Here is a 13785-nt window from a genome sequence, read left to right as displayed (position 1 = left end):
CACATATGACGGTCATCGCACGCCGCCTCGCGGGCCATCTCGCCCGAGGGCTCGTCATGATCCTGGTGGTCACCACGATCAGCTTCGTGATCATCAGGAACATCCCCGGCGACCCCATGCAGGCCCGCTACGAGAAGCTGGTCGAGCAGGGCATGTCGCCCGACCAGGCCGAGCGCGCCACTGCGGTGCTGTACGGCTTCATGCCGAAGGGCACGATGTGGGAGCAGTACGTCGACTACATGAAGGGGCTGCTCCACCTCGACCTCGGCCAGTCGGCGAGCGTCCCCGGCGCGGAGGTCACCAGCCTGCTCGCCTCGGCGGCCGCCTGGACGATCCTGCCGGTCCTCGTCGGCACCCTGCTCAGCTTCGCGGTCGGCATCATCATGGGCGTCTACGCGGCGATCAAGCGGTCCAGCAAGCTGGGCGACGTCCTGGCCGTCTCCGGCTCGCTCATGCACGGCCTGCCGCAGTACGTCCTCGCGCTGCTGCTGAGCGCGGTCTTCACGACCCTCCTGCCGATCTTCCCCGCGGGCGGTACGGCGGACGTCACGCTTGAGCCGGGCCTCAACGCCGCCTACATCGGCTCGCTGATCCAGTACGCCACGATGCCGGTCCTGACCTACGCGCTGGCCGGCTACGGAGGCTGGATCCTGGCGATGAAGTCGAGCGTGGTCACCGTGCTCGGCGACGACTTCATCCTGGCCGCCGAGCTACGTGGTCTGAAGCGAGGCTTCATCTTCCGCTACGTGGCGCGCAACGCCATCCTGCCGCTCTTCACCACCCTGGCGCTCTCGCTGGGCCTGCTGTTCGGCGGCGCGATCTTCATCGAGCGGATCTTCACCTACCCAGGGCTGGGTCTGCTGCTGCTCAACAGCATCACCGACCGCGACTACACGCTGATGGGCGGGGCCTTCCTGCTGATCACCGTGGCGATCGTCATCGCCAACATCGTGGCCGACATGCTCTACACCGCGATCGACCCACGGGTCCGTTCCGGACAGGAGGCTTCATGAACCGGCGAATCACGACAGCCGGCGGACACCGCGTCCAGGGCGGGCGGCCGGCGGGAGAGATCGCATGACCGCGCCGGTCATCACCAGGGGCGGCACCCGCGCGACGCTGCGGCGCAACTTCCGGCGCGGCGTCTGGCGGGTCCTGCGGCGCAAGCCCAGCCGGCTGGTGGGCGTGGTCATCCTGGGCGTGTTCGCGTTCATGGGTGTCTTCGGGCCACTGCTCTACCCCGAGCGGCTGCCGCGCGACGACAACGCGCTCTACGCCGCGCCCAGCTGGGCGCACCCCTTCGGCACCGACTTCGAGGGTACGGACGTGCTCGCCCTGGTGATCACCGGGGCCCGGTACGTCCTGCTGACCGCCCTGGTCACCGCCGTCATCACGGTCGCCCTGGGCACCGCGGTCGGGCTGTTCGCCGGGTTCAGGCGGGGGCGCTGGGACAGCGTGCTCATGCGGATCACCGACATGAAGCTGACCATCCCCGGTCTCCCGCTGCTGCTGGTGCTGTCGACGATCTGGAAGTTCACCGGCGCGATCGAGATGGGCCTGGTGCTCGGACTCCTCGGCTGGGGCGGGGTGGCGCGCGCCGTACGGGCGCAGACCCTCTCGCTGCGCGAGCGCGGCTTCGTCGAGGCGGCCAGGGGACTCGGCCTGTCCACCAGGCACATCGTCGGCAGGGAACTGCTGCCCAGCATGGCCCCCTTCATCGCGATGAACACGCTCATCGCGGTGACCGGCGCGGTGTACGCGCAGGTGGGCCTGTTCTTCCTGGGCGTCCTGCCGTTCGACGCCAACAACTGGGGCGTCATGCTCAACCTCGCCGTGTTCGGCGGCGGCGCGCTGACGACGACCGCCGCGCTGCCGTACATGCTGGCGCCGCTACTGGCGATCCTGCTGCTCACCCTGGGCATCGTCCTCGTCGTCGACGCCATGGACGAGATCTTCAACCCCCGGCTGCGGGAGGAGTGACCGATGTTCGTACCTGCTGAGAAGGTGTCCATGACACTGGGCGAGCGGCTGTCCGCGGCCGTGGGCGTCCGAAGCGCCGAGGCCGCCCGGAACACCCGCGGTGCCGCGGGCACCCGCGACGCGGAGAGGAGCGGGCCGCCGGGAGTGCGGGTCAGGGACCTGTCCGTCGTCTACCGGACGGCGGCGGGAGAGTTGCCCGCCGTGTCCGGGATCGACCTGGATCTACCGCCCGGGACGATCACCGGGGTGGTCGGTGAGTCCGGGTCCGGCAAGTCCACCCTGGCGCTGTCGCTGCTCAACGCGGTCCAGCCGCCCGGCAGGATCAGGTCGGGCAGCGTGGAGATCGACGGGCTCGGCGACGTCACCCGGTTGCGGGGCGAGGACCTGCGCAGGGCGAGAGGCCGGCACATCGGATACGTCTTCCAGGCCGCCCAGAACTCCCTCAACCCGCTCAAGACCGTCGGCAAGCAACTGCTCGACCTGGGGCGCTCGCACGAGATCCGGGACCTGCGCGGGCTGGTCAGGGACGCCAAGGACCTGCTCGGCCGGATGGGCATGGACGGCACGCGCGTGCTCGACTCCCACCAGCACGAGCTGTCGGGAGGGATGCGCCAGCGGGTCGGCATCATGTTCGCGCTGGTCCTCAACGCCCACCTCGTCGTGCTGGACGAGCCCACCACCGCACTCGACATGATCACTCAGGCCACGATCCTGCGGATCGTCAGGGAGGTCCACCAGGAGCGCGGGCTCACCACGCTCGTCATCACCCACGACCTCGGCGTGGTGGCCGAGGTCGCGGACCGGCTGGTCATCATGTACGGCGGGCGGGTGGTGGAGCAGGGGCCGACCACCGAGGTGCTCGGCGCGCCTCGCCACCCCTACACCCGGGGTCTGGTCCGGGCCATCCCTCGCCTGGTCGGCGACCTCGGGGAGGCCAGGGCGCTGCCCGGCCGCCCGCCGACGCTTGGGACCGTTCCCGCACGGGGATGCGTCTTCAGGGAACGCTGCGACCTGCGCATGGACGTCTGTGAGACCGAGGAGCCGCCCGCCGTCCCGTACGGCGAGTGGATCGTGGCCTGCCACGCCGTCGCCGCCCGCGACGCGGAGACCAGGGAGGAGAAGGCGTGATCACGGGGCAGCACATCACGAAGACCTTCAGGCAACGAGGAGGCGCGCTCGCCGGACGGGAGGTGAAGGCGCTGCGCGGCGTCGACTTCGCCATCCCGAAGGGCGGGGCGGCGTCGTTCATCGGAGAGTCCGGCTGCGGCAAGACGACGCTCGGACGGATCATCGCCGGGCTGGAGGGGCACGACTCCGGAGAGATCACCATCGACGGCACGCCCATGTCGTCGCTGCGCCCGCGGCAGCGTGAGCCGTACTTCCGCCGCATCCAGCTCATCCACCAGGACCCGTACTCGGCGCTCAACCCGACCCGTACCGTGCACCAGACGCTGGACGCGCCGCTGTCGCTGCGGGCGGGGCAGACCGGCCGTTCGCGGTCATGGGCGGACGGGCGCGCCAGGGAACTGCTGGAACTGGTCGGTCTCGATCCCGGCTACGTGCTGCCCCGCTACCCCCACCAGCTCTCCGGCGGCATGCGCCAGCGGGTCGTCATCGCCCGGGCACTCACCGTCGACCCCGAGATGCTCGTCGCCGACGAGGCCGTCTCCATGATCGACGTGTCGCTGCGGCTTGGCATCCTCGCCCTGCTCAAGGACCTGCGCGAGAACCTCGGGGTGAGCGTGCTCTTCATCACCCACGACGTGGCGACCGCCCGCTACATCGGCGACGACGGCGAGCTGTACGTCATCTACCGGGGGCAGGTCGTCGAGCGCGGCCATGTCGAGACGATCATCTCCGACCCGGTGCACCCGTACACCCAGTCGCTGCTGTCGGCCATCCCGGTGCTGCACGGCCTGGAGCGGCCGGGTGAGCAGCGGGTGACGCCGGCAGGGACGCTCGACGAGAGCCGCCACGACGCGGGCTGCCTGTTCGCCCGGCGCTGCCCGTTCAGCACCGGTCGTTGCGAGTCCGAGCAGCCGGTGCTCGGTCACGGTGGGGACACGCCCCAGGAGCACGCCTGCTTCCACCCCACCCCCCGCAACGTCGTCGCCATGCCGATCGGCCGGTCGTGAACCCGCCGGGGAACGGTCGCGGGACGCGCGGGGTGCCCGGGATCCGTGAGGCCGCCGCGGCCGACGCGGCGGCGCTCGCCGGGATCGCCGAGTCCGCGCTCACCCTGGACACCGGGGAGGCGGCGAGCCTGGTCGCCCGGCTCGCCGAGCCGCCCGGGTGCCGGCGCTGGACGGCACTGGTGACGCGCGACCTCGACGGCGTGGTGTTCGTCTCCATGTCGGCGCGCGATCCGTACGCGGGCCACGTCGACCTGCTCGCCGTGCGTCCCGAGGCCCGGGAGGCGGGGCTCGGCCGGGCGCTGGTCGCCGCGGCCGAGGACTGGCTGCGCGGCCAGGGGGCGACCGAGGTCCGCCTCGCGGGCAACCCGCCCGCCTACGCCTGGCCCGGCATCGACGTGCGCTACACCGAGGCGGCCTGCCTGGCCGAGAGCCTCGGCTACGAGCGCTACAACGTCGCCTGGAACATGACCGTCGATCTCACCGGCGACCTGTCCGTCGACGCCGACCTCGCGCGGCTGGCGGACCTGGGGGTCACCGTGCACGCCGCCGCCCCCGGGGACCGCGCCGCGGTGTCGGCCTTCGTCAGGGAGCAGTGGAACGGCAACTGGGCGTGGGAGGCGGAGCAGGCCGTCGGCTGCCACTACGCCGTCGGGGAGGGGAAGCTCCTCGGCTTCGCGGCGTGGGGGGCCAGGCCCACCTGGTTCGGTCCGATGGGCACCACGCCGGCCGCGCGGGGCCTGGGCGTCGGCCGCGTGCTCCTGCGCCGCTGCCTTGCCGAGCAGCGGGCCGCGGGCATGTCGAGTGCCCAGATCGGCTGGGTGGGGCCGCTGCACTTCTACGCCCGGGCGGTCGGTGCGCACGCCGAGCGGGTCTTCTGGCTTTACCGCCGTGATCTGCGGTGACGGCCCCAGCCCGCCGGCGCGGCCCGATGGGTCCCGCCCCAGCCCGACATACGCCTACAACGCCCGCATTGTCAGAAGATCATTTACTTGACGGTAGCGAGACAGGAACTTCAATGACATTGGACGCCATGAGTGATCCGCTTTCCGCGCTTTCCACCGAACAGAGCGATCCTCGCTACAACCGGATCGACCTGCTCTCGACCGAGCAGGTGGCCCGGTTGATGAACGCCGCGGACAGCACGGTGCCCGCGGCGGTGGCCGCGTCGATCCCGGAGATCTCGGCCGCGATCGACGCGGTCGTCGCCCGGATGAAGGCCGGTGGCCGCCTGTTCTACGTGGGCGCGGGGACGTCGGGCCGGCTGGCCGTGCTGGACGCCTCCGAGTGCCCGCCGACCTTCGGCACCGATCCCGAACTCGTGCAGGGGGTCATCGCGGGGGGTTCCCCCGCGCTGACCCGTTCCGTCGAGGGCGCCGAGGACGACCAGCAGGGGGGAGCAGCCACCATCGCCGAGAGGGGGGTGGGCGCGCTCGACTCGGTGGTGGGCATCTCCGCCAGCGGCCGCGCGCCCTTCGTGCTCGGCGCGCTCGCCGAGGCGAGCCGCCGCGGCGCGCTGACCGTGGGGCTGTCGTGCAACGTGGCGACCCCGCTGTCGGCGGCCGCGCTGCACCCCATCGAGGTGGTCGTCGGCGCGGAGGTGGTGACCGGCTCCACCAGGCTCAAGGCGGGGACCGCGCAGAAACTGGTCCTCAACATGATCTCCACGATCGCGATGGTCAGGCTGGGTCGTACCTACGGCAACACCATGATCGAAGTGTCGGCGATGAACTCCAAGCTGGCCGACCGCGCGGCCCGGATGGTCAGCGACATCACCGGGGCCGCCCTGCCGGTCTCCCGCTCCGCGCTGGAGGCGGCCGAGTGGCACGTGAAGGTCGCGGTGCTGATGATCGAGCACGGCCTCGACGCCGACGGCGCGCGGGTCCTGCTGGAGCGGCACGGTGACCAGTTGGAGGCGGCGCTGGAGGCGGCGGGGCGGAGCCGGGGTGCCTGAGCCTCCGGCGGACCCTCCCGACGAAGGGGGCAGGCTGGCCGAGATCCTGGGAGCGGCGGTGCCGCGCGTCTGCTCGGCGGCGGTGGCCGCGATCGCCGTCGGCGGCGTCACAGTGGCCGCCGCGGCCGTGGGGGAGAGCGTACGCTACTCGTCGGCCTCGGAGGAGCTCGCCGCCGACCGGCCGCCCGCCGGGCACGACTCGATCTTCGATCTCGCCTCGGTCACCAAGCTCTTCACGACCGCCGTCATCCTGTCGCTGGTCGAGGAGGGCCGCCTCGGCCTGGACGAGCCCGTCGCCGCCTGGCTGCCCACCTGTTACGGCGGCGCCCCCGAGGCCACCCTGCGGCATCTGCTCACCCACACGGCGGGCCTGCCGCCGAGCCGCAGGGCTCACGAGGAGATTCCCGGCGACGGCCCCGAGGTCCACGCCAGGCGTATGGAGCGGATCCTCTCGACACCGCCGATCGGCCCCGCGGGCGGGCGTTACCTCTACTCCGACGTCGGGCTGATCACGGCGGGCCGGGTGGCGGAGATCGCCGGGCGGGCGCCCCTGGACGAGCTCACCCGCGCCCGGGTCACCGGCCCGCTGGGCCTGTCCGACACCGGCTACCGTCCGGCCGCGGTCCTGCTGCCCAGGGCCGTCGCCACCGAGCACAAGCCGGAACGCCCGGGGCCGGGGTGCGTGCGCGGCGAGGTCCACGACGAGACCGCGCACGGCCTGGGCGGGGTCGCCGGGCACGCCGGGATCTTCTCCACCGCCGGTGATCTCCTGCGTTTCGCCGAGACGCTGCGCACCGGAGGCGTGCCGGTCCTGCGCCCCGCCACGGTCGCCGAGATCACCCGCGACCACGGCGTCGAGGGCGCGGACTTCCGTCACGGCCTGGGTGTGCGCATCGGCGACCCCGCGATCGTCGGCCCGCTCACCGACGCCTACGGCCACTCCGGCTTCACCGGAACCTCACTCGTCATCGACCCCGGACGCGCCCTCGCCGTCGTCCTGCTGACCAACAACGTCCATCCGTTGCGCGGTCGCGCGGGCATTCGCGACCTGCGCCACGCCGTCGCCGCCGAGGCCCTGCGCCTGTCCTGAACCCGTGCCGTGGCCGCGATCGCGGCCACGAGGGTTCGCGGTGCAGGTGACGGCGGCTTCCGAGGCGGGCCGATGCGGGGCGTCGATCGGCACGACCGTGTTCGGGCTCTCCGGCCCGGCGTGCTACCTGCTTCGGCGGCGGTGGTCGGCTCTGAACCCGTCGATGGCGTCCCTGGTGGCCCGCAGCGCGGCGTCCGAGGTCTCGAAGGTGCGCTGCGCGATGCCGACGAAGATGCAGTCGACGATCAGGAGCTGGCTGATCCGGCTGGCCAGCGCCCCCGGGCGGAAGACCGTCTCCCTGCCGGCCGAGACCAGGACGTGGTCGGTGAGCTCGGCCAGGGAGGAGCGTGGGTTGTTGGTGATGGCCACCGTGGTCGCACCCGCCCGCTGCGCGACGCGCAGCGGCGCGAGCACGTCGGGGGTCTCGCCGGTGCAGCTGACCACCACCGCGACGTCGTCCGCCCGTACCAGTGCCGCGCTGGTCAGCGCCAGGTGCGCGTCGGTGAAGGCGTGGGCGGGCAGGCCGATCCGCATCAGTTTCTGCGCCATGTCGGCCGCCACGAGCCCGGAGGCGCCCACTCCGTAGACATCGATCTTGCGTGCGGCGATCAGTGCCTCGACCACCGCGCCCAGCCGGTCGGGGTTGAGCTGCGCCGCGGTGTCGGCCAGCGCCTCGGCCTCGGCCCTGGCCACCTTCGCGATCACGTCGGTCAGCGGGTCGTCGGGGCCGAGGTCACCGGGCACCAGCCGCTCGGGCTGGTCCCTGGCCACCGCGGCGGCCAGCGCGAAGCGCAGCTGGGAGTATCCGGCGAAGCCCAGGGCCCTGGCGGTGCGCACGATCGTGGCCTCGCTCGTCCCGGAGACCGCGCTGAACTCGGTGATGGTGCTGCGGGCCACCATGCCGGGATCGTCGAGTATGAGGCGGGCGATGGCCTGGGCCGCGGGGGTGAGCGAGGGCAGGACGGCCCTCACCGTGGCCACCAGGTTCACGGGGGTGGGGCCGTCGAGGACGTTCATCAAATCTCCTTGAGCGTGGAGACCCCGAGTTCTGGTTCTGGGGAGGGAAGGCGGCGCGGTGCCGCATGGTTCTGCGGGGTGTTCGGGGGTGGCGATAACCAAGCTACCGAAGCACGCCGCGTGGTGCTCTCGCCGTCGGGCCGGCGGAGAGGCCGGCGGAGAGGTGGGACGCCGGTGGGGGAGAGGTGGGACCCGGCCGGCTGCCGGTGGGAGGTGGGATCTCCTGCTCTCGGCCGTGGGGAGGAGGTCAATGAGCGCCTTCCGGGTCGGTGGTCAGCCAGTGGGCGACGGCGCGGGCCGAGGCCCGGGAGATGCCGTTGGTGGTCACGTACACGGCTCCGGTGGGCTCGCCGGGCACTCCGGTCTCGACCACGATGGCGTCGGGGCGCAGCGTGACGGCCCGTGCCAGCAGGTCCCTGACCCAGGGGTGGCGCCAGGCGTCGTGTACCACCAGGACCAGCGGGCGCCTCTCGCCGCCGGGGCCGGACAGTTCGGGTAGCTCGGGCCTGTCCGCGGTGACGACGTGCCCGGTGGTGTCCGGCACCAGCTCGGCGAAGGCGCCGATGAGGCCGGTGGGCGTACCCGGCTCGACCGCCTGGCTCAGCCGAGGAGCGATGTCGACGACCAGCGGTGGTCCGGAGAGCGCCGGCGGGGTGCCGACCACGCGCATGGCCGCGAGGGCCGTCCTCAGGCCGAGCTCCTCGTCTCCCGGGCCATCCCCGTCCCGCGCGGCGCTCTGGGCCGCTCGGGCCTCCACGGCGCCACTCGCGGCGTACCAGCGGGACAGGGCCAGCACGCGCGAGGCCGCTTCGGCCAGCCGCTCCTCGGGGAGCCTGCCCTCCCGTACGGCGTCCACGATGGCGTCGCGCAGCTCGTGGACGCTCTCGCCGCCGGGGGAGGAGATGCCCGCGCAGATCGCGTCGGCCCCTGCCAGCAGGGCGCGGACCGCGATCTCCCCCGGTGGGTGGAGGGCTGCGACGGCGCGCATCTCGATGGCGTCGGTGACGATCATGCCGTCGAATCCCATCTCCTCGCGGAGCAGCCCGGTCATGATCCGCCGGCTCAGCGTCGCGGGGTTGTCCGGATCGAGGGCGGGGACCAGCAGGTGGCCGCACATGACGGCCCGTACTCCGGCTGCCACCGCGGCGCGGAAGGGCGGCAGGTCGCGCTCGGCGAGAAGCTCTGTGGAGGCGTGCACGGTCGGCAGGGCATGGTGGGAGTCGGTGTGGGTGTCGCCGTGACCGGGGAAGTGCTTGGCGCAGGCGGCGACCCCGGCGCCCTGAAGTCCCAGGATCCAGGCCGCGGTGTGCCTGGAGACCAGCTCCGGGTCCGGGCCGAAGGAGCGGACGCCGATCACCGGGTTGGCGGGGTTGGCGTTGACGTCGGCCACCGGGGCGTAGTCGAGGGTGATGTCGGCCGCGGCGAGGAGACGGCCGATCTCCTGGGCGACCAGCCGGGTCCGCTCGACGTCGTCGCCCACACCCAGCGCCCGGTTACCCGGCCACGAACTGCCCCTCGCGGCCTGCAGGCGGGTGACCGACCCGCCCTCCTCGTCCACCGCGACCACCACGGCGGGATTCTCCGCGCGCAGCCGGGCGACGAGCTCGGCCGTGTGGGCGGGGCCGGTGAGGTTCCTGGCGAACAGCACCGTCCCGCCGAGACCCTCCTCGCCGAGCCCGCGGCGCAGCCAGCCGGGAGGCTCGGTGCCGTCGAAGCCCGGCTGGAGGACGGTCATGGCCAGCCGGGCCAGGTCGGGGCTGCGGTGGGGCATGCGGTCACCTTCTCGGTCGAGGGAGGCGTCTTCGGACAGGTCGGCGGCGGGGGGCGTCCCAGAGCAGGTTACACATTAATGACACTTTTCTTCATAGTGGCTGCCCTGAAAGTAGCTTTTTGTCATTCTCTTGATCGAGATTCGCGCTGCCGGGAATGCCTTGCCGGTGTGCGGGAGCTGTCGGATTCGATCAGCCGTTCGTGACGACGCCGTGTTCGAAGGTCCCGTGAGAGAAGGGTGGCACACGAGCGGGGCGGGCTCGAAAGGCCGGGTCCCCTGACGCGGCCATGTTCTCCACGCGCTCCAGTGATCTCCGGCCCGCCCTTGACCTCCATCGCGGTTGAGGTTCCATCCTGGAATGAGGACTTCCGAGGAAAGAGGATCGCCGTGAGCGAGGATCTGGTCGACTTCTGGTTCGATCCCGGCTGCCCCTGGGCCTGGATCACCTCCCGCTGGATCGTGGAGGTGGGCAAGGTGCGTCCCATCACGGTCAACTGGCGGGAGATGAGCCTGGCGGTGCTCAACGAGAAACAGGAGATGTCCGAGGAGTACCGCGAGATCGTCGAACTCGGCCGGGGCACCATCCGGGTGTTCGCCGCGGCGCGCGAGGCGGCGGGGAACGTCGCCGTCGGTGACCTCTACACCGCGCTCGGCACCCGCTACCACGGCGCGGACGGCCTGTTCCGGCGGTCCCGCGAGGCCGTCGCCGCCGGCGGCCTCACCGACTGGCGGGCCGCGATGGAGGGTCTGGCACCGGTGATCGCCGCCGCGCTGGCCGACGCCGGGTTGCCCGCCGGGCTTCTCGCCGCGAGAACCGATCCCAGCTGGGACGACGCGATCCACGCCTCGCACGCCCTGGTGCCGGCCGGGAAGCGGAACCAGTCGCTGATCGGCGTCCCGACCATCTCGGTGAACGGGCACGCCGGGCAGTTCGGCCCCGTCATCAGTGAGATCCCGGTCGGTGAGCGGGCCGGGCGGCTCTGGGACGCGTTCAAGGTGCTCGCCACCGAGGAGGCGTTCTTCGAGCTCAAGCGGGTCACGGACCGGGCGGATCCCCGCACCTTCCCGGAGGCCCCCTAGCGCGGAACGGGGTCTCTCTCCCCGCGCCCTCGCCGCCCTTTGCGGAGAAATGGCCCGTTCTTTCGTGAACGACATGCCTCATCGTGTTCGTCGCCCCTGCCTGAGGGCAGGCCCCCGAGTGTGATGGAGCGTGAGGTTCGCCGCCGCCGCGCTGCCGGGGTTCGTGGCAGGCGCGGCTTCGCCGGTCTCTCCGTCGTGGACGGTTCCCCCGCCGGGGCCCGTTCCCTTGGTAGGTCCCCCGTGTGAGCTCCGCCTGAACGCCGCCCGCCGGGGCCCTTGGAGCAGGCGGCCGGCGTGCGCTACGAAGGGAGGGAGGTCACCGTGGGTAAATCCGGCCAGGAGGTGGCGCTGCGAGCCCTTGGCGCCGCGCTCGACCTGCACGCCCCGACGGCCCGCCACGGCGTCAGGGCGTTTCCCGAGGGCACGCCGTTCCTGTGGCTGATCGTTCCCGGCGCGGGCGGGGCCACCGTCTTCCTTGACGACCGCCAGTGGATCTGCCTGAGCGAACCAGAGCGGGGCGGGGTGACCGTCCAACTCGTCGCCGGCGGGATCGACGACGACCCCGCCCTCGTCGTGGGCCGGATCATGACCGTCATGGTGCCGGTGCCCCGTCGCAGGGGCCGCCTGTCGCGCGCGCTGGGAGCTGGGCTGCTCGGCATCGTGGGAGGCGCGGGTGTGGGGCTGCTGGCCGCGCTGCTCATGGCCGTCCTCGTCGCAGGCAACGGCTACATCTCGGACGCGGCCGGCAAAGTGGTGTACGCGCTGGCCGCGCTGATCGGCGTCGGGTCCGGGTGCTGGGTGGCGCTGCGCTGCTGGCGGCTGGGCGCGGGGCCGCGTGGCAAAGGTCCCCCCGCCTAAGGTCCCCGCGGGCGGGGACCATCAGGAGGACCACGCGAAGGAGCGGGCCGGGCGGCCGACGGTCTACGACGGGTTCACGGGGCACACCCGCGACCCGGCCGCCCGGTACCTGTTCACCTCGTCATCATCTGCTCAGGGACGCCGAGACCAGGTCGCGTGCCTCCCGCTGGACCTGTGCCAGGTGCTCGGTTCCCCTGAAGGATTCGGCGTAGATCTTGTACACGTCCTCGGTGCCCGAGGGGCGGGCGGCGAACCAGGCGTTCTCGGTGGAGACCTTGAGCCCGCCGATGGCGGCGCCGTTGCCGGGGGCGGAGGTGAGCACCTGCGTGATCGCCTCCCCGGCGAGGGTGTCGGCGGTGACCTGCTCGGCCGAGAGCCTGGCGAGCACCGCCTTCTCCTGCCGGGTCGCGGGGGCGTCGACGCGGGCGTAGGCGGGGTCGCCGAACCTGGCCACCAGGTCGGCGTGGTGCTCGCTCGGCGAACGGCCGGTGGTCGCGATGATCTCCGAGGCGAGCAGCGCCAGGATCAGGCCGTCCTTGTCGGTGGTCCACACCTCGCCGTCGCGCCGCAGGAACGACGCCCCGGCGCTCTCCTCGCCGCCGAAGCCCAGCGAGCCGTCCAGCAGGCCCGGGACGAACCACTTGAACCCGACGGGGACCTCCACCAGTCGCCTGCCCTTCTCGGCGGCCACCAGGTCGATCATCCGGCTGCTCACCAGCGTCTTGCCGATTCCCGCGTCCGCGGGCCAGCCGGGCCGGTGGGAGTAGAGATAGGAGATGGCCACGGCGAGGTAGTGGTTGGGGTTCATCAGACCGGCGTCGGGGGTGACGATGCCGTGCCGGTCGGCGTCGGCGTCGTTGCCGGTGGAGACGTCGAAGGCGTCGCGACTGGCGATGAGCGAGGCCATCGCGTACGGCGACGAGCAGTCCATCCGGATCTTGCCGTCCCAGTCCAGTGTCATGAACCGCCACGTCGGATCGGTCTGCGGGTTGATCACCGTCAGGTCCAGCCGGTGCCGTTCGGCGATCTCCCCCCAGTAGGCGACGCTCGCCCCGCCCAGCGGGTCGGCGCCGATGCGCACCCCCGCCTCCCGGACGGCGTCAAGGTCGAGCACCGAGGGCAGGTCGTCCACGTAGTGGCCGAGGAAGTCGTAGCGGCCGGTCGTGTCGGCGGCCAGCGCCCTGGTGTACGGGAGCCTTCTGACCTCTTTCATGCCTTCGGCGATCAGCGCGTTGGCCCGGTCCTGGATCCACGTGGTGGCGTCGGTGTCCGCCGGGCCGCCGTGCGGCGGGTTGTACTTGAAGCCGCCGTCGCCTGGCGGGTTGTGCGAGGGGGTCACCACCACACCGTCGGCGCGGCCCGCGGCGCGTTTCCGGTTGTGGGCCAGGATCGCGTGGGAGACCGCCGGTGTCGGGGTGTAGCCGTCCCGGCTGTCGATCATGACCGTCACCCCGTTGGCCGCGAAGACCTCCAGCGCGGAAACCCGGGCCGGTTCCGACAGCGCGTGGCTGTCGGCACCGAGGAACAGCGGGCCGTCGACACCCTGGGCGGCCCGGTACTCCACGATGGCCTGGCTGGTCGCGAGGATGTGGTCCTCGTTGAACGCGACGTTCAGCGAGGAGCCCCGGTGTCCCGACGTCCCGAACGCCACCCGCTGGCCGACCTCGCCCGGATCGGGGTGCAGCGCGTAGTAGGACGTCACCAGGCGCGCCACATCGACCAGATCGGACGGTTCGGCGGGCTGTCCCGCGCGTTCGTGCGTCATCACAGTCTCCTCACGTCACTCCTGAGCTAACCGTATCTACTCCTGGAATCGGACAGTTTTCGCAAGCTGTCCGGCCAGTGTGCTGGACCGGTGCCCCACACTCCCCGCGCATCGTTGACAACGTTGTCAGCATCGTCA

Annotated in this window: 12 protein-coding genes; 9 read left to right on the top strand and 3 right to left on the bottom strand. The window is 71.9% G+C overall.

Annotation, left to right across the window (positions count from 1 at the left end; all coding sequences use genetic code 11):
• Positions 1 to 5: 5 nt before the first annotated feature.
• The 7 genes from ABT061_RS35315 (at position 6) to ABT061_RS35285 (ending at position 7156) form a co-directional block, all read left to right on the top strand.
• Entirely contained in the window at positions 6 to 1013 is a 1008-nt protein-coding gene (locus ABT061_RS35315; RefSeq protein ID WP_350926268.1) for an ABC transporter permease, read from the top strand.
• 64 nt (positions 1014 to 1077) lie between these two features.
• Positions 1078 to 1980 carry an ABC transporter permease gene (locus ABT061_RS35310; protein ID WP_350926266.1) on the top strand — a complete coding sequence of 301 codons (903 nt, stop codon included), beginning with the start codon at positions 1078 to 1080 and terminating at the stop codon, positions 1978 to 1980.
• Positions 1981 to 1983: 3 nt separating this feature from the next.
• Positions 1984 to 3108 carry an ABC transporter ATP-binding protein gene (locus ABT061_RS35305; RefSeq protein ID WP_350926264.1) on the top strand — a complete coding sequence of 375 codons (1125 nt, stop codon included), beginning with the start codon at positions 1984 to 1986 and terminating at the stop codon, positions 3106 to 3108.
• Positions 3105 to 4115: an ABC transporter ATP-binding protein gene (locus ABT061_RS35300; RefSeq protein ID WP_350926262.1), complete on the top strand. Its 1011-nt coding sequence runs from the start codon at positions 3105 to 3107 to the stop codon at positions 4113 to 4115. Before ABT061_RS35305 ends, ABT061_RS35300 begins: the two co-directional genes overlap by 4 nt.
• Before the next feature lie 32 nt (positions 4116 to 4147).
• Positions 4148 to 5017 carry a GNAT family N-acetyltransferase gene (locus ABT061_RS35295; RefSeq protein WP_350926260.1) on the top strand — a complete coding sequence of 290 codons (870 nt, stop codon included), beginning with the start codon at positions 4148 to 4150 and terminating at the stop codon, positions 5015 to 5017.
• A 128-nt stretch (positions 5018 to 5145) separates the two neighbouring features.
• Entirely contained in the window at positions 5146 to 6066 is a 921-nt protein-coding gene (murQ, locus tag ABT061_RS35290) for an N-acetylmuramic acid 6-phosphate etherase (RefSeq protein ID WP_350926258.1), read from the top strand.
• The gene (locus tag ABT061_RS35285; RefSeq protein ID WP_350926256.1) at positions 6059 to 7156 is read left to right on the top strand and encodes a serine hydrolase domain-containing protein; all 1098 of its coding nucleotides are present in this window, start codon (positions 6059 to 6061) and stop codon (positions 7154 to 7156) included. Before murQ ends, ABT061_RS35285 begins: the two co-directional genes overlap by 8 nt.
• A gap of 123 nt (positions 7157 to 7279) precedes the next feature.
• Here ABT061_RS35285 and ABT061_RS35280 read toward each other — a convergent pair whose 3' ends face one another.
• Both ABT061_RS35280 and ABT061_RS35275 read right to left on the bottom strand, forming a co-directional pair.
• The gene (locus tag ABT061_RS35280) at positions 7280 to 8173 is read right to left on the bottom strand and encodes a MurR/RpiR family transcriptional regulator (RefSeq protein ID WP_343977259.1); all 894 of its coding nucleotides are present in this window, start codon (positions 8171 to 8173) and stop codon (positions 7280 to 7282) included.
• 247 nt (positions 8174 to 8420) lie between these two features.
• Positions 8421 to 9944, bottom strand: a complete 1524-nt coding sequence (locus ABT061_RS35275) for a glycoside hydrolase family 3 protein (RefSeq protein WP_350926253.1) — start codon at positions 9942 to 9944, stop codon at positions 8421 to 8423.
• 387 nt (positions 9945 to 10331) lie between these two features.
• Between ABT061_RS35275 and ABT061_RS35270 the strand changes: the two genes are divergently transcribed.
• Both ABT061_RS35270 and ABT061_RS35265 read left to right on the top strand, forming a co-directional pair.
• On the top strand, positions 10332 to 11024 hold the full coding sequence (locus tag ABT061_RS35270; RefSeq protein WP_350926252.1) for a mycothiol-dependent nitroreductase Rv2466c family protein: 693 nt from the start codon (positions 10332 to 10334) through the stop codon (positions 11022 to 11024).
• Between the two features lie 321 nt (positions 11025 to 11345).
• Positions 11346 to 11882 (top strand): hypothetical protein, encoded by a 537-nt coding sequence (locus tag ABT061_RS35265; protein WP_350926251.1) that lies wholly within the window; start codon positions 11346 to 11348, stop codon positions 11880 to 11882.
• Positions 11883 to 12006: 124 nt separating this feature from the next.
• Here the strand turns inward: ABT061_RS35265 and pgm are convergent, their stop codons facing one another.
• Positions 12007 to 13647 (bottom strand): phosphoglucomutase (alpha-D-glucose-1,6-bisphosphate-dependent), encoded by a 1641-nt coding sequence (gene pgm / locus ABT061_RS35260; protein WP_350926249.1) that lies wholly within the window; start codon positions 13645 to 13647, stop codon positions 12007 to 12009.
• Between the last annotated feature and the right edge of the window lie 138 nt (positions 13648 to 13785).

It is taken from the genome of Streptosporangium sp. NPDC002544, from assembly GCF_040295965.1.
Lineage (GTDB): Bacteria > Actinomycetota > Actinomycetes > Streptosporangiales > Streptosporangiaceae > Streptosporangium.
Note: the sequence above shows the minus strand (reverse complement) of the source record. Positions and strands in the feature narration are given on the sequence as shown.

Excerpts from the sequence above, each read along its gene's own strand:
- murQ (WP_350926258.1), top strand. The coding sequence starts at position 5,146 with ATGAGTGATCCGCTTTCCGCGCTTTCCACCGAACAGAGCGATCCTCGC.
- ABT061_RS35275 (WP_350926253.1), bottom strand. The coding sequence starts at position 9,944 with ATGCCCCACCGCAGCCCCGACCTGGCCCGGCTGGCCATGACCGTCCTC.
- ABT061_RS35310 (WP_350926266.1), top strand. The coding sequence starts at position 1,078 with ATGACCGCGCCGGTCATCACCAGGGGCGGCACCCGCGCGACGCTGCGG.
- ABT061_RS35315 (WP_350926268.1), top strand. The coding sequence starts at position 6 with ATGACGGTCATCGCACGCCGCCTCGCGGGCCATCTCGCCCGAGGGCTC.
- pgm (WP_350926249.1), bottom strand. The coding sequence starts at position 13,647 with ATGACGCACGAACGCGCGGGACAGCCCGCCGAACCGTCCGATCTGGTC.
- ABT061_RS35305 (WP_350926264.1), top strand. The coding sequence starts at position 1,984 with ATGTTCGTACCTGCTGAGAAGGTGTCCATGACACTGGGCGAGCGGCTG.
- ABT061_RS35280 (WP_343977259.1), bottom strand. The coding sequence starts at position 8,173 with ATGAACGTCCTCGACGGCCCCACCCCCGTGAACCTGGTGGCCACGGTG.